The sequence below is a fragment of the Corynebacterium pilosum DSM 20521 = CIP 103422 genome, from assembly GCF_000373805.1.
GTDB lineage: Bacteria > Actinomycetota > Actinomycetes > Mycobacteriales > Mycobacteriaceae > Corynebacterium > Corynebacterium pilosum.
Window position 1 is genome coordinate 23,938 of sequence record NZ_KB892446.1, and the last position, 22,390, is coordinate 46,327.

Genomic DNA, 22,390 nt, shown 5'->3' on the forward strand with positions numbered 1-22,390 from the left:
GCAGCCCATACATTTGGAAGGAAGATGGTTTCACATGTCCGTCGAGAAGACTAACGAATTAGCTGGCCAGAAAATCGTCATCGTCGGTGGTGGCATTGGCGGTGCCTCCGGCGCCCTGGCACTGGCGCTGCGTGGAGCAGACGTCACCCTGTACGAACGTCACTACGAATTCAAAGAAGTTGGCGCCGGCCTGCAGATCGGTCCTCACGGCGTGAAGATGCTTGAAGCCTGGGGTCTGAAGGAGAAGGCGCTGGCTGGTGGCTTCATCCCAGAGCGCATGCAGTTCCGCGACGGCATCACCTCGGAGCCAATCCTGACGATGAACTTCGACGAGGAGTTCAAGGAACGCTACGGCGGCGAGTACCTCGTTATTCACCGCTCTGACCTGCTGGACATGCTGGTTGAAGAAGCGCGCAAGCACGGCGCAAACCTGGTCAACGGCTACCTCGTCACCGGCGCCGAAGACCACGGCGACGGCGTGACCGTCCACCTGGCTGACTTCGACACTGAGAAGCCTTACGAGGACGTCGAATGCGACATGCTCATCGGCTTCGATGGAACGCACTCCATCTTCCGCCCGCTCATCGTCGAGGACGATCCTGTCCCATCGGCTTATGTCGCCTACCGCGGCACCTCGAAGCTTGCCGACGATCCGGACCCAGAAATCCAGAACCTGAAGGACGTGCGTGGCCACATTGGCCCACGTTGCCACTTCATTCAGTACCCACTGCGCGGCGGCGAGCTGCTCAACCAAGTCGCAGTGTTCCAGTCGCCGCGTTACCTGGAGTCCCTGGTCAAGGGCGAGGAGGCCCCGGAAGACTGGGGCAACAACGAAGAGTTTAAGAACGCTTTCGACCACACCCACGACAACGTGAAGACCCGCCTGAAGAACATGTGGCTGCACACTTGGTGGCAGATGGCTGACCGCGAGCCGCTTGAGGACTGGGTTGCATCGGACCGCATCATCGTGATGGGCGACGCAGCACACCCACCACTGCAGTACATCGCTTCCGGCGCCATCATGGCCATGGAAGACGCGGAAACCCTAGCGCTCTACGCCGCCGAGGCAGCAGAAAAGGGCGAACTGAACTGGCCAGACGTGCTGCGCGAAGTCTCCAATGAGCGTCAGCCACGCTGTGCACGCATCCAGACCACTTCCCGCTTCTGGGGCGAACTGTGGCACGTCGACGGCCTGCCACGCCTGATCCGCAACGAGCTGTTCCGCGAAGCTGAAAAGGCGGGCTGGTACAAGTACGCCGACTGGCTTTGGGCATACGATCCTGAAGAGCGCGCCTACATCAAGGATCCTTCCAAGGGCCAGCTGCCTGAGGAACTCGCTGAGTGGGAGTACAACCTGCACAAGATCGCACGTCAGCGCGAAGAGGGATCTGAAGACGAGATCACCATCTAGCTGATCGCTTATCGACGATCAACTGGCCCGGACGCACCATGCGCCCGGGCCGTATCTCTTTTAGAGGGCGTGGTGCAGCTCGTCCACCGCGCCGCTGCAGACGAAGGGGAGCTCGCCAGCTTCCTTCTTGCTGAAAGGCTTCAACACATAGTCAGCGACTGGTTGACGGCCCGGCGGGCGGGAAATTCCGACAGCTAGCTTGTTATAGTCGCCGGTTCCGAGCGATTTGGTCACCGATTTCAAGCCGTTATGCCCATGGTCGCCGCCCCCGCGCCGGAATTTTACCTGGCCGAAGTCGAGGTCGATCTCGTCGTAAAGCACATAAATGTCCTTGGGGGCGACACCGAAATAACCGGCCAACGCTTTGACGGGTCCGCCTGATTCATTCATATAACTGCGGGTGCGGGCGAGGACGGTTTGTTCGTCGAAAAGCCTCCCGGCTGTCACTTCGGCGATCTCCGTGTTGGTTTTCTTGTGCACGCTGAGGGTGGCGGGCATGGGGGAGACCTCGTCGAGAAGCTCCTCGAGCACCATCACACCGATGTTGTGGCGGGTGTCGGCATACTTCGGGCCGGGGTTGCCAAGGCCAACAATTAAAATAGTCACGGGCTAATCATGGCATAGAAAAACCCGCCAGCCGTACAGCTGGCGGGTTCGGGGGAGATTACTCCTCGTCCGAGCTTGCCTCTTCAGCAGCGTCCTCTGCGGACTCAGCGCCAGCCTCAGCGCCGCCCTCCTCAGCCTCTGCAGCTGCTTCCTCAAGCTCCTCGTCGACCTCTTCGTAGGTGACGTTGATGATGAGGTCCTCTTCCTCGGTGATCAAGGTTGCGCCCTCAGGCAGCTTGACATCCTTCGCCAGGATCTGGTCGCCGATCTCCATGCCCTCGATGGACACGACGATCTCTTCCGGAATCTTCAGAGCGTCGATCTCGATGGTGATCACGTCTGCCTCCTGGATCAGGACGGAACCAGGTGCGTTCTCACCCTCGGTGACGATGTTCACGTCAACCTCAACCTTTTCGCCGCGCTTAATGCCCAGCAGGTCGATGTGGTCCATGTCCAAGGTCAGGACGTTCTGATCAATCGCGCGGACCATAGCCAGGTTCTGGTCGCCGTCAATCTCAAGCTCGAGAACAGCGTTGATGCCGTCGTTACGCACCAGTGCCTGCATCTCCAGCAGGTCAGCGTGGAAGTGGATGGTCTCTGCGTCCTTCGAGTACAGAACGCCTGGCAGACGACGCTCGCGACGCAGGCGACGTGCCGCGCCCTTGCCGAACTCTTCGCGCAGCTCAGCCTTGATTACTGGGGTATCAGCCATGTGAATCTCCTTCAATAGTTAGTGTGTGGGCCGCGAAAAGAAAAACCTGCGACCAACTCATACGGACAATGCTCGTCGAGTGATCGCAGGCTTAAAAGTCTGTGATACATATCGCGTCGATAACGGCCCTATTTCAGCCCTCGCCGAGACAAGCGAAAATCTTACCAAATTAGCGCGCGAAGACGAAATGCCCCTGGGCCTGGCGCTTCTCCTCGTCATGGCCCAGCGGAATGCCGGTGCGATCGCGCAACAATGCCGCAGTGACGAAGCCGACCGCAGAGGCCACGAGGAGATATGCGGTGACACCGGCGGTGGAGCCCGTCGCTTCCACAAGCCACGCAGCGATCATCGGGGCAAACGCCCCGCCGAGGATTGAACCGATCGCATAAGTGATGGACACGCCCGACCCACGCACAGAGGCCGGAAAAAGCTCTGCGTAGGTGGCACTGGTCTGGCCATAAGTCAGTCCCAGCCCCACAGACAAGAACGCCAGCGCCGCGAAGATGCGGAGGTAGTCGCCGGAGTTGACCATTGGGAACAAAACGACGACGCCGAGAGCCTGGACCACAAACCCAAGCAGAAACATGTTCCTGCGCCCGATCCGGTCCGACCACGCGCCAGCCACCACGGTGGAAACGATCCACACTGCGGCCGAGGCGGTGACGATCAAAAGGACAGGTCCGCGTTCGAGGCCCAAGGGCCCCGTCGTATAGCTCTGGATATAACCGCCAGCCATCATGTAGCCCGCCACTCCATTCGCGGCGAACAACAGTGCCCCCGCAACCACCAGAGAGAAGTGGCGCGTAAATAGCGTGCCGATCGGGTTGGCCGGCACACGGCGGGCCGCGCGGTCCTGTGCCATCTCGGTATACACCGGAGACTCATCCACCCCAATGCGGACTAGGAACCCGATAAGCACCAGCACGATAGAAAAGAGGAACGGCACGCGCCAACCCCACACCATGAACGCGTCCCCGGGCGCCAGCCAGTTCATCAGAGCCAGCGCCCCATTCGCCATGAGCAGACCCGCCGGTGCGCCCACCTGCGGGCCCGCACCGTACAACCCGCGCTTCGTCCGCGGCGCATGCTCCACCGCCAAAAGGACGGCCGAGCCCCACTCGCCACCTGCGGAGATCCCCTGCACGATGCGCAGAAGGATTAGCAGAACCGGCGCCCACACACCGATTGCCTCAAAACTTGGGACAAGGCCGATCAAGGTGGTCGCCCCGCCCATCGCGAATAGCGTGACCATCAGCACCACACGACGGCCCAGCTTGTCGGCGTAATGGCCGGCGAGGAAAGCGCCGAGCGGACGGAAGAGGAAGGAAAGGCCCACCGTCAAGAAGGAGACGACCGTGGCCGCCCCGGGGCCTAAGGGGCCAAACATGAGCTGGTTGAACACCAAGCCGGCGACGGCAGCGTAAAGAAAGAATTCATACCACTCGATTGCGGTACCGATCGTGGTCGCAGCCACCACGCGGCGACGCTCAGTGCTAGCAGAGGCCATAGATTCCTTGGGACGGGGACGGGTACATGTATGTAGTCGCAGCGCACACTCTTAACGTTTCAAGCCTGGCAACAATTTCCGTTTAGAATCGCATGCATGGACAAGCTGCGTTACGCCTGCATTATGGTCGGCGGATTTCTTGGGCCTTTTGCCGGCCAATCGCTGGCGGTGGTGCTGCCCGAATTCGCGGCCGATTTTGGCATTACGCTAACGCAGGCATCGCTGACGATGACAGCTTATATGCTGCCCTTCGCGGTGATGATGCTCTTTTCCACCCACCTTGCCCGCGGCATCTCGCCCTCGGTGGTGGTGCGTGTTGCATACACGATCATCGCCGTGGCCTGTGTGGTCCTCGTGCTCACCCCGGTGTGGTGGCTTTTCGTCGTGGCGTACCTGATCGCCGGTTTGTGCAACGCGTTCACCGCCCCCTTCCTGCAACTCATCTTGCGCGACATCACCCCCGACGAACAACTCGGCCAGGCGCTCGGAACGTACGCGGCCATGCAATCCTTCGGGCTATTTTCCGCGCCGCTGCTTGCCGGCGTGACATCTCTTGTGTCATGGCGGCTGATGTTCGTGGTCCTGGGCCTGATCGCGGTACTGATCGTCGTCGTGCGCGTGCCTTTCGTGCGTGCCGACGATGAACCCGACACTTCCGGCACCAAACAGCGCGTGAGCTGGCCTCACCTCCGCGCAATGCTGACTTTATTCGCCGTAGGTGCTTCGGTCATTGGGATGAGCTTCATCGTGGCGCTTTATGTGGGCGAAAGGTTCGAGGCAGACGCAGTGACGCGCGGCGCCATCGTGATGGTTGGCGGGCTCACCGCCTTCGCGTTCTCGCGCTTTGTTGGTGGTCTTGCCGATCGCGTCGGTGCGCGCCCCGTCCTCGTGACCGGGCTCCTGGTTGCTGCCGTGTCGCTGATAGCGGTGGTGATCAGCCCCTCGCTGGTGCTGCTGGCAGTGCTGTGGGGCGTGACCGTCCTAGCGGCACAAGCCGTGCAGGTGGGTGTGAACATGCTTGTGCTGCGCGCGCCAGGCGGCTCGCGGATGCTATCAACGGTCCAGGCGTTCCGATTCTTCGGTAATTCTGCCACCCCTGTGCTGTTCCTGCCCCTGTTCAACGTGGCGCCGTGGTACGGCTTCGGGGTTGCCGCGGCGGTGCTGATCATCGTCGCGGGTGTGAACCTGCTGGGGACCCGGCAGGCCCACTAAAACCGCAGGACGCCTGCAATGCAGGCAGAAATTACCGTCGGATTCCCAGCTGATCCAGCACCGCGTCGAACATGCCGGACTGCAGAGCGAAACCGCCAACCGCGGCAAGCACCGCAACAATCCCGGCAACCGTAAGCGCGATCGCCCCGCCGTCCGAGGAGCCTGCAATGCTGCCAGAGGCTGCGGGCTGCACTGGCGTAGTTGGTTCGGTTGGTTCGGTCGGCTCGTCGGCTGGCTCGCTCGGCTCGTCGACAGGCGCTTGCTCCTTGGAAAGCGTGACCTTGTCCACGACATACGGGGTGTTCACGTTATACGTGGTCAGCGTCAGGGTCCCTGGGGTGACCTGCACGTTGGTGTAGTCGGGCGTGTAGTCCTGGCGCCAGTAGGCAGTGGCCGGCAACTCGTCGTCGGTGCCTGCAACAAACTCCCGGCGCAGGTTGGGGCGCGCGGTGCCAGAGGAGTCGTGGAAGTCATAATACTTTCCGCCACCGGCTGTAGTGACCGTTACGTAGAGGACCTGCCCATTGCTCGGGGTGAGGACATCGCCGCGTTCGGGGAGCTGCTCTGGCTCGACCGGGGTCGTCCCCTCCATCAGGTGGGAGCGTGTGTAGATGTGGTCGTGGCCCGCTAGAACAAGGTCAACGCCCTCTTTGGTGAACACGGGCGCCAGACCGTCGCGCAGACGCTGGACTTCGGCGTCAGAGTTATGGCTGCCCTGCGAATAGACCGCGTGGTGCATACCGACGACGATCCAATCCTTACCCGTGCCGTGTTCCGCGATGGTCTCGCGGATGAAACGGGCGTGCTTCTCAATGGACGCGGCATCGTTCTCGTTCGAGTTCAAGCCAATGAACAGCATGTTGTTGCGCTCGAAAAAGTAGTTGGAGCTCTCATCGACTTCGTTGGGCAGGTGGAAACGCTGGCGGAAGTGGCTCAAGGGAGCATAGGTTTCGTGATTCCCCTCCAGAACTGCGGTGGGGTAGCGCTTCAGAGCGGTGGGCTTCGCAAACTCTTCATACTGTTTCACCGGCAAGCCCCAGCCCTCGACTTGGTCGCCCAGGTGGAGAAGCATCGTGGAGTCAGGGAACCGCTCGAACGCGGTGACAGTGGCTTTGTCCCAGTTCGCTGCCTGCTCGCTGATGATGCCGTCCACGCCGATCTGGGCATCCGACATGGTGATGAAGTTCCAGGCGTCGTCGCCATCGTCGGTGGTGAACTCGACGGGCTCGGTCCAGCCGACAGCGTCGCTGCCCGCCTGGTAGGTGTAGCTGGTCGCTGGCTTCAGGTCATTGACAGTGACCTCGTTGGAGTGATAAACGGCAGCGTTATAGATCTGCTTTTCCACCGGGATATCGCGGCTGGACTCGGGGTTGTTGGTCTCGGCGATGCGCAGGTACTGCTGCCCAGCCTTCAGAGTGACCCAGCTGAAGTTGAGGGAGGTATCATCTGCGCCCACGCCCATGACAAGGTCACGCACAGAGGTTGACTGCGCATAAACGTTTGGGGTAGAAACTAGGGTGGCGGCGAGTGCGATAGAAGTCACTGAGGCGACGACGCGTGTACGAAGCATTGAACAATCCTTTGCTGATACGGGGAACTATGGCGATCTAAACACTGTCAAGTAAATGTTCGAAGAACTTCTCATTAAGCTTTGTCGAACTCCCCGTTGCTCCGGTTGAGGAACCTAAAAGTGCGGGTCACAGTGGCCTCATGTCTTTCACTCGCCGTACATTCCTTGCCAGTTCCGCACTCACAGCCGCCGCGCTCACCGCAGCACCGGCACGGGCGCAGGTGTCGTCGTCAAGCGCCGCCAACGTGTTCCGCCACGGCGTTGCTTCCGGGGACCCGCTGCCGAATTCCGTGATCCTGTGGACCAGGGTCACGCTTAACGACGATGCCCTGCCCGGCTCCACACTGGGGGAGGACGTGCAGGTCACCTGGGAAATCGCGCGGGATGAAGCGATGAGCTCCATCGTGAAATCGGGGACGGCCACTGCCTCTGCGGTGCACGATCACACCGTGCACGTGGACCCTTATGGCCTGGAACCGAACACCATCTACTTCTATCGCTTCACTGCGCTCGGCGAAACCTCCCCGGTGGGGCGAACAAAAACCGCGCCGGCATTTGAAGCGGACGTGGCGCAACTCAACATTGCCGTAGCGTCGTGTGCGAACTATGAATCCGGTTTCTTCTCCGCCTACGCTGACATGGCTGCGCGCGCCCGCGCCGGGGAGATCGATGTGGTGACGTTCCTCGGTGATTACATCTACGAGTACGCAACCGGCGAATACGCAGGTAAAAAGGGTGTGGCGCGCATGCATCACCCGGAGTGGGAAATCTTGACCTTGGAGGATTACCGCATCCGTTACGGACGTTACCGCACCGACGAGAACCTGCAGGCAGCGCACGCCGCCGCGCCGTGGATCGTAGTGTGGGACGACCATGAAACCGCGAACAACTCCTGGCGCGAGGGCGCCGAAAACCACACGGAGGGGGCCGAGGGTGACTGGATCAGTCGTCGAAACGCGGCGATGCAAGCCTATTTCGAATGGCTCCCCGTCCGCGCCACCAGCCCTGGCGAAGGTGGGCACATCTACCGCAACCTGCGCTTCGGCAACCTCATCGACCTCACGGTGCTGGACCTGCGAACCTACCGTGATCAAGAAACCACGATTGCGCACTTCGCCGACGGGGCGCGCACCATGCTCGGGCAAGAACAGTTCGAATGGCTGCGCGGGCAGGTAGCCACCTCCAGCGCGCAGTGGAATGTGCTGGCTAACTCGGTGATGATGGCACCGATGAAGCTATTTACCATCGGTACCCCCGAGACGGAGGAGGCGATGACGTGGATCAGTCAGCGCTCCACCGGTATTGCCGTGAACTCGGACCAGTGGGACGGCTACGTCGCCGACCGCAATAGGCTTCTCGACGTCCTGCTCAGCCACGGCGCCAACGTCCTCTTCCTCACCGGCGACATTCACTCCGAATGGGCAAACGAGATCAACCACGGTGCTGTGAATGTCGGATGCGAGATGGTGTGTACGTCGATAAGTGCACCTAATGTCGACGAAATCCTTACCACGCACACCGGCATCTACCACCCAGAAGACAATTCCACCTCGCACGCGGTTGAAAAGGTCATCACGGATGCGAACCCTTGGGTCAGGCACCTCGACTTCGATGCGCACGGCTACTCGATCGCGCGTGTGCGCCCCGACGAAGTGGACATGGAGTACTACCGGGTGCGGGACGTGGAAGAAAACAACTCGCCAGTGCACTTGGCGGTAGCCAAGACTTGGCGAGTTGGTGAAGGGTTTGTGCGCTGATTAGGCGTAGGTGGTGGAGACCTTTTCGACCAGGGTGAGCACGTCGTAGACCGCGACGATTTCATCGTTCTGGTTGTACAAGACGGTGTCCCATGCAACCTCTCCGTATTCGTCGGTCACGCGTGGAGTAATCCGCTTCGCTGTTAGCTCAACACGGATGGAGTCATCGTAGGTGACAGGCTGGACGAAGCGCAGGTTCTCAAGGCCGTAGTTCGGCAGAACTGGGCCTGGTCGGCCTTCGACGAACAAACCTGCAGCCCAAGACACTAGCAGGTAGCCGTGTGCTACGCGTCGTGGGAAGAATGGGTTCTTCATCGCTGCTTCCTCGTCCACGTGGGCGTAGAAGGTGTCGCCGGTATCTTTAGCGAAGTCAAGAATGTCTTCCAGGTTCACCTTGCGCAGCGGGGAGGCGAATTGGTCACCGATCTTCAACGTCGCCAGATCCTTGTGGAATGGGTGCTGGGCACCGTTCTCGACATCTTCGCGTGTGACGCGCTGGACCTTGGCGCCGGTGTGCCATTCGCCAGTGATGGCGGTGAGGTGATTCGGTGAGCCCTGGATTGCGGTGCGCTGCATGTAGTGCTTGATACCACGCACACCACCGAGCTCCTCGCCGCCGCCAGCACGGCCTGGACCACCGTGAACTAGGTGGGGCAGCGGCGAACCGTGGCCTGTAGAGGTCTTCGCGTCCTCACGGTCGATGAAGTGAAGTCGGCCGTGGTGGGCAGCGATTCCCTCCGCGAACTTGCGAGTAGTCTCTGGGTCGTTGGTGGCTACAGACGCGACAAGGGAACCCTTGCCCAATGCAGCCAGCTCGATGGCGTCGTCGATATCCGAGTATCCGATGATGGATACGACGGGGCCGAAGGCCTCGGTGTCATGAACGCGCTCGGCGCGCGCATCTTCGAACTGAAGAACTGTAGGAGGGAAGAACGCGCTGTCGATGTTGTCGATGTCGCCGGTGACCACTTCGCCACCATCAGCGATAAGCGTTTCGACGGCCTCCTTCACATCCTGCGCCTGTTCCACAGATACCAGTGGACCCATAGTGGAGTTGGCATCACGGGGATCGCCGACGACGACTTTGTCGTCCAAACGCTTCTTCAACGCCTGTGCCACATCGTCTGTTAAGTCGTTCGGAACGATCGCGCGGCGCACAGCGGTACATTTCTGGCCCGCCTTGGAAGTCTGCTCAGCGAACAGCAACTTGACATAAGCCTCGAACTCAGGAGTGTCGGGAGTTGCGTCGGGGCCCAAGATAGCAGCGTTAAGAGAGTCTGCCTCTGCAGAGAAGCGCACCCCATTGTTGCGCACGGACTCAGAGTTGCGCAGCTTATCGGCAGTCCAGGCAGAGCCAGTAAAGGCGACGTGGTCGTTGTAATCCAGATGATCGAGCAGGTCGCCGGCAGAACCGGAGATCAACTGCAGGGAACCCTCGGGCAGGATGCCGGACTCGACCATGAGACGAACCAACTCGGCGGTGATGTAGCCGGTGGGGGTGGCGGGCTTCACGATCGTCGGCATGCCAGCAATGAACGACGGAGCGAACTTTTCCAGCATGCCCCACACTGGGAAGTTGAAAGCGTTAATTTGGATGGCCACTCCAGTCAATGCGGTGTAAATATGCTGGCCTTGGAAAGAGGCATCCTTGGAGAGGATTTCGGGAGGGCCGTCGACAACAACATTGGAGTTTGGCATCTCGCGGCGGCCCTTCGAGGAGAAGGTAAACAAGGTAGAAATGCCCCCGTCAATATCGACGAAGTTATCGCGCTTGTTCGCGCCGGCCTTATTGGCTAATTCATAGAGAACTTCTTTGTGCTCATTGAGGTAGAGCGCGAGTTCTTTGACCTTCAGCGCGCGTTCATGGATGGTCAGCGCCTTCAAATTCTTCTGGCCGACGGTGCGACCGTATTCAACGGCTCCCTTGAAATCGAGACCGTCGGTGGACACCTGGGCTACGATCTCGCCGGTAGAAGAATCTGCAACTTCGTTGACGCGGCTTGGGTTCTCCGGGGTGATCCACTTACCTTGCAGAAAGCTCTGTACAAGAGTCATTGATGAGGTGCCTTTCGGGTTGTGAGCTGTGTTCCTGATTTTATGACCGACCGGACGGTAGGCATTTTGGGCTAGTATAACGAAGATCACACTTCGTGTGTAGAGGTTGTGTAAACTGCAAAAAATGAACGAGCATGAGATCTGGACAATCACACTCGGGGAACTGGACGAGAAAATGGGGGTGGAAGTTCTCGAGCAATCAGCCGAAAAGGTTGTTGCTCGGATTCCAATCGATGGAAATCGGCAGTCCTTAGGTTTGCTTCACGGTGGTGCGATGGTTGCCATCGCTGAAGCGGTGGGTAGTTGGGCCGCGGTGATTCACGCTTCCTCGATGGGCAAAGTCGCAGTGGGGGTGGACATCAATGCCACCCATCATTCGTCGGGACGCGAGGGTTACGCGACTGCGACAGCCACCGCTATTAAGTTGGGGCGCACCTTGACCAGCCACGACGTCATCCTCACGGACGACGCAGGGAAGCGGCTGTGCACGGCGCGCATCACGAACGCGATCGTGAACCCGCGAACCGATTAACGCGCGGACTCCGAGTAATCGTAGAACCCCTTCCCAGATTTGCGTCCCAGTTCGCCACGTTCGACCATGTCGCGCATCAACTGTGGCGGGGTGAATACGGAGCCGAGGGTGGACTCGAGATATTCCGCGATCCCTAGACGAACGTCCAACCCCACGATATCGGTAAGCGCCAGCGGACCGATAGGGAACTTATAACCGAGCACCATCGCATTATCGATGTCCTCAGGGCTGGCTACGCCTTCCTCCACCATGCGGATGGCTTCAAGTGCGATAACCACGCCCAAGCGCGAGGACGCGAAACCTGGAGAATCCTTCACCACGATCGGCGTTTTCTTGATGGATTCGACCCAGCCGCGGGCCTCGTCGACAAGCGATTCCGGAGTCGATTCAGCCACCACGATTTCCACGAGCTTGGACGCTGGGACCGGGTTGAAAAAGTGTAGACCGATCACGTCATTGGCAACGGTGGCTGCTAAATCAGAGACGCTTAACGACGAGGTGTTGGTCGCGATAACCGCCTCGGGAGCGTTTGCTGCGATCTTGGCAAAGGCATCGGTCTTCAGCTCGAAGGACTCTGGGACAGCCTCCACGACCAGGCTGTGGCCGGCGAAAGCGGCGTGGTCGGTGGAAAAGTGCAGCTTTTCCGACCACTGTTCGGTCGTGCCCTCGATGACTCCACGGTTGATCGACCCATCGATGTCCTTGGTGATGCGTGCCTCGGCGGCGGCTACGGCGTCGTCGTTAATGTCGACGACGGTGACCTCAGCACCGGCCAGCAAGAATGCATGCGCGATACCGCTGCCCATGCGACCGCCACCGAGAACGCCTACTTTGTTGGGAATACTCATCAAAAACTTCCTTACTTGTTCTTTTTGCGGTCAAGGAATGCCTGCATGCGTTCGAATTTCGCATCTGACTCAAACAGAATGGCTTGAGCCAGGTTGTCCACCTGTGGGTGAGCCGATTCTGGCATGCCCATGACGCTCTTGGTGATGCGAACCGCCAGGGGATCAAGCCTTCCGATGCGAGCGGCAAGGTCTAACGCCTCGTCGTAAAGTGATTCTGGGGTGGAAAGTCCGGAAACCAGCTGGTATTGCTTGGCCTCGGTGCCGTCGATGATGCGGCCGGCAAGTAAAATTTCTTTCGCCAGTGGCTCACCCACAGCAGCCTTGAGACGCCAGGTGCCACCAGCCGCAGCAAGGATGCCTAGGTTGGCTTCCGGCTGGCCGAACTTGGCCCGCTCCGTGGCAACACGAAAATCTGCAGCTAGGGCTAATTCCAGTCCGCCACCCAAGGCGTAGCCATCCACGGCCGCGATGACCGGCATGGGCAGTTGAGAAATGCGATGGAAGATTGTGTTGTTGATTCCTCGCAAGGCGTCGGCACGACGACGCTCCTTCAGCTGGCTGATGTCAGCACCGGAGGCGAATACGCCGTCGGTGCCGATGATGATGGCCGTCTTGGGATTTTCTTCTAGGTAAGCGCAGACCTCGTGCAGCTCGTCGACCATGGTCTGGTCGATGGCGTTGCGCACTTCGGGGCGGGAAAGCTCGATGGTGAGCAGGTCCCCGTCTTCGCGTAAGTTCAGGGCGGTGAAATTATTCTCCAGTGACATCTAAACCCTCTCAATCGCGATAGCGGTGCCTTGGCCTACGCCCACACACATGGTGGCCACACCACGGGCGCCGCCTTCCTGCTCTAGGCGGTTGAGCAAAGTGATCGTGATCCGGGAACCTGATGAGCCCAGCGGGTGGCCCAAAGCGATAGCCCCGCCCCAACTGTTCACCTTGTCTTCTTCCACACCGAGTTCACGCATGCACGCGAGAGACTGGGTGGCGAAGGCTTCGTTGAGCTCCACCGCATCAAGAACATCGATGGACCAGCCGGTGCGCTCCAGAACCTTGCGAGTTGCTGGGACAGGACCCATGCCCATGATCTCTGGTTCCAGCCCAGAAGCAGCGTTAGCAACAACTTTGGCGCGAGCCCGGAGGCCATATTTTTCTACTGCCTCTTCGCTGGCCACGATGATTGCAGACGCGCCGTCGTTAAGCGACGAGGCGTTGCCGGCAGTGACAACCTCACCGTCCTTGACGACGGGGCGCAACTTCGCCAACACTTCCACAGTGGTGCCGTCGCGTGGACCCTCATCGGTGTCGACGATCGTCACGTTGCCCTTGCGGTCCTTAACCTCTACGGGCACGATTTCTGATTTAAAGCGACCATCCTGAATGGCCTTTAGCGCACGCTCCTGCGACCGGACGGCAAATGCGTCAGCATCTTCCCTTGAAACGTTCTTCACACGGGCAACTTCCTCGGCAGTTTCCGGCATCGAGAAAGTGGTCTTCTCCTCTGCTTGGAAGATCGGGTTAACGAAACGCCAGCCGATCGACGTGTCAAAAGCCTCGCCCGGTTTTGCAAATGCCTTCGTTGGCTTTTCGACGACCCACGGCGCACGAGACATCGACTCCACACCGCCGGCAACGATGATGTCGGCTTGCCCGGACTCAATCATTGCCGTCGCAAGAGCGATGGCTGACATACCGGAAGCGCACAGTCGGTTGACGGTGATACCGGGAACAGTATCGGGGAAACCGGCTAACAACCATGCCATCCGGGCGACGTTGCGGTTTTCCTCACCGGCGCCATTGGCGTTGCCGAAGATTACTTCGTCGACAAGCGATGGATCGATTCCGGCTTCCTCGACAACAGTCTTGATGGTTAGCGCAGCCAGGTCATCGGGGCGGACCGATGACAAAGCGCCACCGTAACGGCCGACGGGGGTTCGCTTTCCAGATACGAGATATGCGTTAGTCATTGTTGTGGTCCCTCCTAGCGGCCAGTGAAATTTGGGGATCGTTTTTCGTTGAAGGCGGCAAAACCCTCGGCGTAATCAGCAGAGGAGCAAAGACGGCCCTGCTCCTTGTTTTCTTCCTCGACGGAAGCCCACAGTCCCGTACCGTTATCGCGGATGTCATGCACTAGATTGCGGCTGGTCAAAAAGGCTTGGGTGGCGCCCTGGGCTGCACGTTCAACCTTTTCGCGGGTGAAGTCCAGCAATTCATCTGCGGCTATGACTCGCGAGAACAATCCGGCAGCTACCGCTTCTTCGCCACTGATCAGTTCGCCAGTGACGATCAGGTCCATTGCGCGGTGTGCACCTAAGCGTTCAACGAATAAGGCGTGGCCGCCGGAATCTAACGTCGCGCCGAGGTTGGCAAAGGGGGAACCAAACTTGGAACGATCTGCCACGTACACAATGTCGGTGGCGATCGCCAATCCCAAACCGACACCTAAGCACGCGCCGTGGATGGCCGCAAAGGTAGGGGCAGGGAACTGGCTCATTTGCTTAAGTACCGGGGTGACCTTGTTGGCAAGGTAATCAGTGGCATCATCCTCGGCCGGATCTAATCCCTTGATATTGCGCCCAGAGCAAAATCCCTTGCCCTCGCCACGCAACAACAAGGCGCGCACGCCAGCCTTTTCCGCCTCGGAGTAGGCCTCAGAGATTTCTAGCAAGTCCGGTTCCGCGATGGCATTGAGCGTTGCTGGATCATTGAGCACGACCTCTGCGTATTTCGCGCCCTCAGCAACATCGTGGATATGAAGATCAATCATGGGGGCTCCTTTATGCGTCGTAATCGACAGTGATTGACTTACCGGTGGGGCGGGTCTGGCAGGTCAATACGTAACCAGCCTCAACCTCGTCAGCCTCGAGCGCGTAGTTCTCGTCCATCTCGTACTCACCTTCGACAACCTTGGCGCGGCAGGTACCACACACGCCACCTGCGCAAGCGAATGGAACGTCGGGACGCACACGCAGTGCGGCGTTGAGCACGGTTTCCTTTGCTGAGACTGGAGATTCCACAGACCCAGAGAGGCCATCGAGCTGGAATTGGATGTCGATGTTGTTGCCGGAAGGATCCGCAACCACGGCACGGCCCTTGTTACCGCCTGGCTCGTTCTTAGGATCACCAGTGGTAAACAACTCGTAGCGTACGTTCTTGTCATCGACGCCACGATCCTTCAAAGTGTCGCGGCATAGCTGGACCAGTTCGAATGGACCGCAGAGGAACCACTCATCGACAGTCTCGGGGCGGATGACTTCGTCGAGAAGCGTCTTTAGCTTCTCATCATCGATGCGCCCGGAGAAAAGAGGATTGACGCGTTGCTCGCGGGTAAGCACGTGGTGTACCGCGAAACGAGCTGGGTATTTATCCTTAAGATCGCCGATCTTGTCGGCGAACATTACATCGCTTCCACCTTTGTTGGAGTAAACCAGCTGGAACTTTGCGTCTGGGATAGCGTCCAGTACGGCGGTAGCGATCGCCATGATCGGGGTGATGCCAGAGCCTGCTGCGATCGCGACCAAATGTGGGGATTCGACCTTCGAGAGATCCTTATCTACAAGTTCTTTCGCGTCGTTCAGACTTGTGACGTGAATCTTGGAGGTGAATGCGCCCTGTGGGTTCATCACATCCATCGTGTCGCCTGGCTGGAGTTCTTCATTAGCCCAGGTGGAGAATTTGCCACCGAGGTCCTTCTTGATGCCAACGCGGATGGTGCCCTTGTTCGGGATATCGCAAATGGAGTACGAACGACGTAGTTCTTCGCCATCGATGGTGGCGCGCAGCGCCACGTACTGGCCAGGAATGTAGTCGTAATCTTCTTGCAGTTCTTCCGGTATATCGAAGCTAACTTCCACGGAATTGTCCGTAAGCTGACGAACTCGGGAAACAGACAGGGTGTTGAACTTTGCTTTTTTCTTTGCAGGGGTGGTCATCAGTGCACCTTGAAGTAATCGAAAGGTTCGAAGCAGCTCTTGCAGTTGTACAGCGCCTTGCAGGCGGTAGAACCAAAACGCGCGATCTGGGCGGTGTTGGAAGAGCCACAATGGGGGCAAGTAATAGGCTTGGGTGCCTCAAGTTTGAGCAATACCGGGCCCGAAGAGCGTTCGGCTAGGCCCTGCGGAGGAGCGATCCCATAGTCGCGCAGTTTGTCGCGACCATGGTTGGTGATCCAGTCCGTGGTCCAGGCGGGATTGAGGACGAGGTCCACTCGGAAATCTTCCACGTTGGAATCGCGGAGTGCATCCGAAACGTCCGACGTGATCGTGTCCATTGCGGGGCAGCCCGAATAAGTGGGAGTGATCGTGATGACTGCGGTGTCTTCCTCGAAATAGACATTGCGGAGAATGCCCAGGTCCGCAATCGAGATCACGGGAATTTCGGGGTCTGGAACTTGCGCAGCAATATCCCACACGCGGCGCTCACGCTCATCGGTTGGACGGAGCGGGTGGTCTAGGTTGACTCCAGCCATCATGATCCTCCTGAGGGGTGTATTACCAGGTCACGCCTGGATGTTGGCGGGCGAGAGACTGCATTTCAGCCAAGATGAAGCCGCGGTACTCGGAGTAACGGCCGGTACGCTGGCCACTGACGGCCTGTGGCACTTCGGGCTTATCCACGCCTGCTGCCTCGAGCACGGCTTCGATTCGAGTGTCGAACTCATCGCGCAGGGTCGACGGCAACACCGCTACGCCTTCGCCGGCAAGCTCGGTGTGGATTGGCAGGTCCTCGAAGAGTTCGTCGACGTACGGCCACATGTAGTGGATCCCGTCGGTGATGCGACGGTGAGACTCTTCAGTGCCCTGGCCAAGGCGCAACATCCACTGGTTGGCGTGGTCTACGTGGTACTCCAGCTCCTTGACAGCCTTCGCTGCAATGGCAGCGAGGGTCTCGTCGGCGGACTTCTCCAGTGCGGTGTACAGGCCGAACATGTAGTAGCTGACGATTAGCTGGCGTGCGATAGTTTGACCAAAGTCGCCATTTTCTTGCTCGGTGATTGCAGCAGAGCGGAACTCCTCCTCATCGCGGAAGTATGCGAGGTCATCTTCGGTTTTGCCCCAAGCAGTTCCTGCATAGGAGTAGAGGAAGCGGGTGTGGCCGATGAGGTCGAGAGCAATATTGGCTAGAGCAATATCCTCTTCCATCTCGGGTGCGCGGGAGACCCACCAGCTCAAGCGCTGGGCGAGCATGAGGGCATCGTCGCCAAGCATGGTGGCGTACTCTGCTGTTTTCTCAGGAGCGATTACGCCACCTGCGACCACATCCTCCGGGGTAATCGCGTCCCCCTGAGACTGTTTGGTTGCTGAGTCGTTCGTTGCGAAGCTCACAGGTGTGGCACCCCTTCCGACTTCTCGAAGTAGGTGGCGTGGCGGTAAGCCTTGCCGTTGGAAGATTCAAAGAAGCCGCCCTTGGAATCAGGGTCCGAGGATGCGATGGCCTCCGATGGGACAACCCATACCGACGTACCTTCGTTGCGGCGGGTATAGAGGTCACGTGCGTTGCGCAAAGCCATCGTGGCATCCGGGGCGTGCAGGGAACCTGCGTGGACATGGGAGAGGCCACGGTTGGAGCGGACGAAAACCTCGTATTGAGGCCAGTTGTTTGAATCAGACATTGTTTTTCCTTCGTGTCGTGTGGGGATTAGACGATGAGCTTGGAATCGACGTCGTGGTTCTTCTTTGCATATGCCGCGGCGGCTTCGCGAACCCATGCGCCGTTGTCGAACGCCTCACGACGACGCTTGAGGCGCTGCGAATTCAGTGGACCATGGCCCTTGATGACGCCCTTGAACTCATCCCAGTCAAGCTCGCCGTAGTCATAGTGGCCACGCTCTTCGTTCCATTTGAGGTCTGGGTCATCGAAGGACAGTCCCAGGGCTTCGACCTGTGGGACGATCATGTCGACAAAGCGCTGACGAAGTTCATCGTTGGAAAAACGCTTGATATTCCATGCCATAGACTGCTTGGAGTTCGGGGAGTCGGCGTCTGGTGGGCCGAACATCTGGAGTGCGGGTCCGTAGAAGCGGTTGATCGCTTCCTGTGCCATCTGCTTCTGCTCCTCGGTGCCGTGGGAGAGTTCATACAGGATTTCCCAGCCTTGACGCTGGTGGAAGGACTCTTCCTTACAGATACGCACCATGGCGCGGGCATACGGTGCGTAGGAAGCACGGCACAAGGGGACCTGGTTACAGATGGCAGCGCCGTCGACCAACCAACCGATTGCGCCAATGTCTGCCCAGGTGCGTGCTGGGTAGTTGAAGATAGAGGAGTACTTAGCCTTGCCGGAGAGCAGCTGGTCCACGAGCTCGTCGCGGGAGGTGCCAAGCGTTTCTGCAGCGGAGTAGAGGTAGAGACCGTGACCGGCTTCGTCTTGGACCTTGGCAATCAGAATGGCTTTACGTTTCAGTGACGGTGCGCGGGTGATCCAGTTGGCCTCTGGCTGCATACCGATGATCTCGGAGTGTGCGTGTTGGGAGACCTGGCGAGTCAGGGTCTTGCGGTAAGCCTCTGGCATCCAGTCGGTTGGCTCGATGCGGGAATCCGCCTCGATGATTTCGTCGAAACGCTGCTGTCCGGCAACGTCGTCGTCTTTTACAGAACTGAGTTGAGCGGGTGTCATGATGATCCTCCTCGGAATTCGGATTAAATAACCGATCGTTCGGTCAGTTTATGGGCGAATTGTGATCTAGGTCAATGAAATTTGGGTAGGTCACATGAAATGTGGGGGTAGATGGGGTTGATCAAATGTTGGAAAGTGGGTTTGGGGTGAGCCTTACTTGCTTGGTTTTCCCACGGTGCGAGAGGTGCCGCGGAACTCAGCGATGATCGCGTCGCCACGGTAAATCGTGACATCGGTGATTCCGTTGCGGCCGTAGCTGCGCCGTTCGTTGGCTACTCCGCGCAGCTCGTCGCCAACGTAAGCGGGAGCGATGAAGTGGATATTCACCTGGGAGGCAACGGTAGTCGCGCCTGCTGACGAGTTGCATGCGCCCGCAAAAAGAGCATCGGCGAACGTAAACAGGAAGCCGCCTTGGATCGTGTTGTGCCCGTTACATAGCTCTTCAGTCACTGTCATGGTGCCTTCTGTGAAGCCCGGCCTGATGTCTGTGATGGTGATGTCCAACGTGGTCAGGGAGCGGTCCTGACTGTACATCGTTTCGACAAACTCCAGGCCAGGGCCAAATTTGAGGTCTTCGGCGAAGGGGGGGCGGGAGGGGGTAGTCATTTGTCGTGGTGTCCTTTCGGTGTGGAGGTGCCGCCTGAACGTTTGAGCTTACCGAAAGTATTGTGTCCTGCGTCATGTTTTCGTGTAATCGTAGGGCAGCCAGGTAAATTTACCGAGCGACCAGGAGGTATTTATTTATGGCTAACGGTGGAGCGGGTGGGCAGCGTGGACGCCCTGGATATTCTCGGCAGCAGGTTATTGCGGCGGCCGTCGAGGAGTTCAACGTCCACGGTTACGAGGCGACATCTATGGGGGCTCTGGCGAAAACGCTCGGTATTTCCAAATCGGCGATTTATCATCACGTCGATTCGAAAGAGCAGATCTTGCAAGAGGCGACGGACTTGGCTCTTGTGTCCCTGGGGGCGGTGGTTGCGGAGGCGCAAGAGCTGCCGGGCGGCGCACTCGAGCAGCTGCGTTATGTGATTACCGGTTCGGTAAAGGTCTTGTGCGAACGTCAGCCTGAAGTCACCCTTTTGCTTCGGCTGCGAGGCAATTCGGAGGCGGAAGTGGAGGCGATGGAAAAGCGCCGAGGGCTGACCCGAGCCATGATTGACCTGGTAAGGCGTGCGCAAGAAGAGGGTGGAGTGCGGGGCGATGTGGACCCGGGCTTCGCAGGGCGCATCATTTTTGGTGCTGTTAACTCTATTGCGGATTGGTATGAACCAAATGGAAGGTTTACCCCCGAGGAGATCGCGCAGCAAACCCTCGCTGTTGTCGCGTTGGGATTGAGAAACCGCAGATAGATCGTGTGAAAGACTGTTTTCACGTCTTTTGCAGGCGGGGGTAGTGGGGNGAAAATTTATCGTCACACCTTTTTATGTGTTGTAGACATCACATCGGAAATCTCTGTAGCGTGGCTCACAACCTACTGACCGGATGGTCGGTAAGTCGATGAATCGCTTACATTGCTCGATCCGAAAAAAGGGAGACCTACAGTGCCCTCTTTGTATGACATTACTTCCACCCACCACGGCCCCTCTACGAACATTGAGTTCGCCTCACGTGATGAAATCACTGAGCTGCAAACGCGGCGTATGGCGAACTCTCTGCGCCACGCCTACTACAACGTGCGGCACTATCGTCAAGCTTTCGACGAGAAGGGTGTCCATCCAGATGACTTCAAGGAACTGAAGGACATCGCTCTTTTCCCCTTTACCGATAAGTCGACTCTGCGCGCCAATTATCCGTTTGGAATGTTCGCGGTACGGCAGCACCAGATCGCCCGAGTGCATGCTTCTTCCGGTACCACTGGACTCCCCACTGTCGTCGCTTACACCCAGAACGACATTCAGATCTGGGCAGAGTTGATGGCGCGCTCCCTGCGTGCGGGTGGCGTGCGTCCAGGCGACAAAGTGCAGGTCACCTTCGGCTACGGTCTGTTCACTGGCGGCCTGGGTGCGCACTACGGCGTCGAGAAGCTTGGTGCGACAGCTATTCCCACCTCCGGCGGACAGACTGAGCGTCAGCTGCAGATCATGGAAGACTTCAAGCCGGATGCCATTTTGGGTACGCCGTCATACATGCTTAATGTTCTCGACCGGATGCGTAAAGAAGGTCGAGACCCTCGCGATACATCGCTACGCGTCGGTGTTTTTGGTTCTGAGCCATGGTCTGAAGGTATGCGTCACGAGCTTGAGGCAGGATTCGGAATCGATGCCACTGACATCTATGGACTGTCTGAAGTCATGGGTCCGGGTGTGGCGCAGGAATGCATCGAAACCAAGGACGGCCTGACAATCTGGGAGGATCACTTCTACCCAGAGATCCTGGACCCTGACACGCTGGAGCCGGTCCCAGACGGAGAGTTTGGCGAGCTAGTGATTACCCCATTGACCAAGGAAGCTTTCCCGGTCGTGCGTTACCGCACTCATGACCTGACCAGGCTCCTTCCGGGCACCGCACGAGCGATGCGTCGCCTCGACCGCATTTCGGCACGTAACGACGACATGATCATCCTGCGCGGTGTGAACTGCTTCCCAAGTCAGTTCGAAGAACTTATCGTCGAGGATAAGAACCTTCGTCCGCGCTACCAGTGCGTGCTCACGAAGAAGGGGCGAATGGATCATCTCACACTGTTGGTAGAACGCGCGCCGCACAAGACTGACGAAGAAATTGAGAAGTCTCAGGCGGCCTTGAAGCGTCAGATTAAGGACCGTATCGGCATCACCGTCGATGTTGAGGTTCGAGATGTCGTCGATTCCGGTGAAGGTAAGGCGAAGCGCATCGTCGACAACCGCCCGAAAGATAAGTAAAAGCCCGCACTTTCTAGCGCTGTAGCACCGCGCACCACCGATTCAATATATTTACGTCACCTGGTGGTGTCGCGGTGTTTTCTTTCCAAATTAATCAGCACATCAGTGCCCGATCTCAAGAAAAGAGACTCTGATGACCGCCAATGCTTCCGCGCATGACCACCAAGAGCCCACAGCCGCGACGCGGCTCGCGCCTGAACCGCCAACCCAAAAAGAATCGCTGACCAATGAACACAAGCGAGTGCTCGGCGGCGCGATGGTAGGCACCACCATCGAGTGGTTCGACTTCTTTATCTATGCTCAGGCGGCCGGCCTGATTTTCGCCACGCAGTATTTCAACCCGGCCACAAACGACAACCCCAGTTTGGCCCAGATCATTTCCTGGGCATCCCTAGGCGTGTCCTTTCTTTTCCGATGCTCCTATATTGTGTCAAGCGCTTTTCAGAAATTTTTCGTAGGCCGATGCTAATTCCGTCAACGGACGTTTTCCAGTCTCGATGTCACTGATCCTCGCCGGGGCACACCCCAAATGCTTCGCTACAACCACCTGGGTGAGATGCTTCGCGATACGCAGTTCTTTCAACTCATCCCGACGAAGATCCCTGGGCTGTGGCGTACTGCGCCTGGTGCATATGACCCGGTAGATCTCCCGGACGATCGCGCGCTTCAGGCAGCGAATAATCTCCCTTTTCGACAATCCCTCCTCG

General features: G+C 58.4%; 22 protein-coding genes and 1 pseudogene. 7 read left to right on the forward strand and 16 right to left on the reverse strand.

What is annotated here, in order from left to right; all coding sequences use genetic code 11:
- The first annotated feature begins 34 nt into the window (after window positions 1-34).
- Window positions 35-1,411, forward strand: coding sequence for an FAD-dependent monooxygenase (locus tag B097_RS0104535; RefSeq protein WP_018581355.1), 1,377 nt, complete (start codon window positions 35-37; stop codon window positions 1,409-1,411).
- Between the two features lie 60 nt (window positions 1,412-1,471).
- On the opposite strand, the gene pth is transcribed toward B097_RS0104535, so the two are convergent.
- From pth to B097_RS0104550, 3 genes are all read right to left on the reverse strand, one after another.
- Complete coding sequence (gene pth, locus B097_RS0104540) at window positions 1,472-2,017, reverse strand: aminoacyl-tRNA hydrolase (protein ID WP_018581356.1); 546 nt, start codon at window positions 2,015-2,017, stop codon at window positions 1,472-1,474.
- A 58-nt stretch (window positions 2,018-2,075) separates the two neighbouring features.
- Window positions 2,076-2,729 (reverse strand): 50S ribosomal protein L25/general stress protein Ctc, encoded by a 654-nt coding sequence (locus B097_RS0104545; RefSeq protein WP_018581357.1) that lies wholly within the window; start codon window positions 2,727-2,729, stop codon window positions 2,076-2,078.
- A gap of 169 nt (window positions 2,730-2,898) precedes the next feature.
- Window positions 2,899-4,236 (reverse strand): MFS transporter, encoded by a 1,338-nt coding sequence (locus B097_RS0104550; RefSeq protein ID WP_018581358.1) that lies wholly within the window; start codon window positions 4,234-4,236, stop codon window positions 2,899-2,901.
- A 96-nt stretch (window positions 4,237-4,332) separates the two neighbouring features.
- Here B097_RS0104550 and B097_RS0104555 point away from each other — a divergent pair, with 96 nt between their 5' ends.
- Window positions 4,333-5,448, forward strand: a complete 1,116-nt coding sequence (locus tag B097_RS0104555) for an MFS transporter (RefSeq protein ID WP_018581359.1) — start codon at window positions 4,333-4,335, stop codon at window positions 5,446-5,448.
- A gap of 31 nt (window positions 5,449-5,479) precedes the next feature.
- On the opposite strand, the gene B097_RS12505 is transcribed toward B097_RS0104555, so the two are convergent.
- Entirely contained in the window at window positions 5,480-7,018 is a 1,539-nt protein-coding gene (locus tag B097_RS12505) for a purple acid phosphatase family protein (protein WP_018581360.1), read from the reverse strand.
- Between the two features lie 140 nt (window positions 7,019-7,158).
- Here B097_RS12505 and B097_RS0104565 point away from each other — a divergent pair, with 140 nt between their 5' ends.
- Window positions 7,159-8,775 (forward strand): alkaline phosphatase D family protein, encoded by a 1,617-nt coding sequence (locus B097_RS0104565; protein WP_018581361.1) that lies wholly within the window; start codon window positions 7,159-7,161, stop codon window positions 8,773-8,775.
- Here the strand turns inward: B097_RS0104565 and paaZ are convergent, their stop codons facing one another.
- Window positions 8,776-10,830, reverse strand: coding sequence for a phenylacetic acid degradation bifunctional protein PaaZ (gene paaZ, locus B097_RS0104570; protein ID WP_018581362.1), 2,055 nt, complete (start codon window positions 10,828-10,830; stop codon window positions 8,776-8,778).
- Window positions 10,831-10,954: 124 nt separating this feature from the next.
- Here paaZ and B097_RS0104575 point away from each other — a divergent pair, with 124 nt between their 5' ends.
- A complete protein-coding gene (locus B097_RS0104575) occupies window positions 10,955-11,362 on the forward strand; it encodes a PaaI family thioesterase (protein ID WP_018581363.1) in 408 nt (135 codons plus the stop codon).
- On the opposite strand, the gene B097_RS0104580 is transcribed toward B097_RS0104575, so the two are convergent.
- The 10 genes from B097_RS0104580 to paaI form a co-directional block, all read right to left on the reverse strand.
- Window positions 11,359-12,210, reverse strand: coding sequence for a 3-hydroxyacyl-CoA dehydrogenase family protein (locus B097_RS0104580; RefSeq protein WP_018581364.1), 852 nt, complete (start codon window positions 12,208-12,210; stop codon window positions 11,359-11,361). The genes B097_RS0104575 and B097_RS0104580 overlap by 4 nt on opposite strands.
- Before the next feature lie 11 nt (window positions 12,211-12,221).
- Window positions 12,222-12,977, reverse strand: a complete 756-nt coding sequence (locus B097_RS0104585; RefSeq protein WP_018581365.1) for an enoyl-CoA hydratase/isomerase family protein — start codon at window positions 12,975-12,977, stop codon at window positions 12,222-12,224.
- Window positions 12,978-14,177, reverse strand: coding sequence for an acetyl-CoA C-acyltransferase (locus B097_RS0104590; RefSeq protein WP_018581366.1), 1,200 nt, complete (start codon window positions 14,175-14,177; stop codon window positions 12,978-12,980).
- Between the two features lie 14 nt (window positions 14,178-14,191).
- Window positions 14,192-14,977 (reverse strand): enoyl-CoA hydratase/isomerase family protein, encoded by a 786-nt coding sequence (locus tag B097_RS0104595; RefSeq protein ID WP_018581367.1) that lies wholly within the window; start codon window positions 14,975-14,977, stop codon window positions 14,192-14,194.
- 10 nt (window positions 14,978-14,987) lie between these two features.
- The gene (gene paaE / locus B097_RS0104600) at window positions 14,988-16,142 is read right to left on the reverse strand and encodes a 1,2-phenylacetyl-CoA epoxidase subunit PaaE (protein WP_018581368.1); all 1,155 of its coding nucleotides are present in this window, start codon (window positions 16,140-16,142) and stop codon (window positions 14,988-14,990) included.
- Window positions 16,142-16,681, reverse strand: coding sequence for a 1,2-phenylacetyl-CoA epoxidase subunit PaaD (gene paaD / locus B097_RS0104605; protein ID WP_018581369.1), 540 nt, complete (start codon window positions 16,679-16,681; stop codon window positions 16,142-16,144). Before paaD ends, paaE begins: the two co-directional genes overlap by 1 nt.
- Window positions 16,682-16,700: 19 nt before the next feature.
- Window positions 16,701-17,534, reverse strand: a complete 834-nt coding sequence (gene paaC, locus B097_RS0104610; protein WP_018581370.1) for a 1,2-phenylacetyl-CoA epoxidase subunit PaaC — start codon at window positions 17,532-17,534, stop codon at window positions 16,701-16,703.
- The gene (paaB, locus tag B097_RS0104615) at window positions 17,531-17,821 is read right to left on the reverse strand and encodes a 1,2-phenylacetyl-CoA epoxidase subunit PaaB (RefSeq protein ID WP_018581371.1); all 291 of its coding nucleotides are present in this window, start codon (window positions 17,819-17,821) and stop codon (window positions 17,531-17,533) included. The genes paaC and paaB overlap by 4 nt, the downstream gene beginning before the upstream one ends.
- A gap of 26 nt (window positions 17,822-17,847) precedes the next feature.
- A complete protein-coding gene (gene paaA / locus B097_RS0104620; RefSeq protein ID WP_018581372.1) occupies window positions 17,848-18,825 on the reverse strand; it encodes a 1,2-phenylacetyl-CoA epoxidase subunit PaaA in 978 nt (325 codons plus the stop codon).
- Window positions 18,826-18,978: 153 nt separating this feature from the next.
- Window positions 18,979-19,431: a hydroxyphenylacetyl-CoA thioesterase PaaI gene (gene paaI, locus B097_RS0104625; protein ID WP_018581373.1), complete on the reverse strand. Its 453-nt coding sequence runs from the start codon at window positions 19,429-19,431 to the stop codon at window positions 18,979-18,981.
- A gap of 137 nt (window positions 19,432-19,568) precedes the next feature.
- On the opposite strand from paaI, the gene B097_RS0104630 reads away from it, so the two are divergent.
- From B097_RS0104630 to B097_RS0104640, 3 genes and pseudogenes are all read left to right on the forward strand, one after another.
- Window positions 19,569-20,174, forward strand: a complete 606-nt coding sequence (locus tag B097_RS0104630; RefSeq protein WP_018581374.1) for a TetR/AcrR family transcriptional regulator — start codon at window positions 19,569-19,571, stop codon at window positions 20,172-20,174.
- A 192-nt stretch (window positions 20,175-20,366) separates the two neighbouring features.
- Window positions 20,367-21,683, forward strand: a complete 1,317-nt coding sequence (locus B097_RS0104635) for an AMP-binding protein (RefSeq protein WP_018581375.1) — start codon at window positions 20,367-20,369, stop codon at window positions 21,681-21,683.
- Window positions 21,684-21,816: 133 nt separating this feature from the next.
- A pseudogene (locus B097_RS0104640) lies at window positions 21,817-22,098 on the forward strand (MFS transporter); the annotation flags it as partial.
- A gap of 15 nt (window positions 22,099-22,113) precedes the next feature.
- Here the strand turns inward: B097_RS0104640 and B097_RS13255 are convergent.
- On the reverse strand, window positions 22,114-22,390 hold a 277-nt coding region (locus B097_RS13255; RefSeq protein ID WP_155879220.1), incomplete at its 5' end, for a helix-turn-helix domain-containing protein.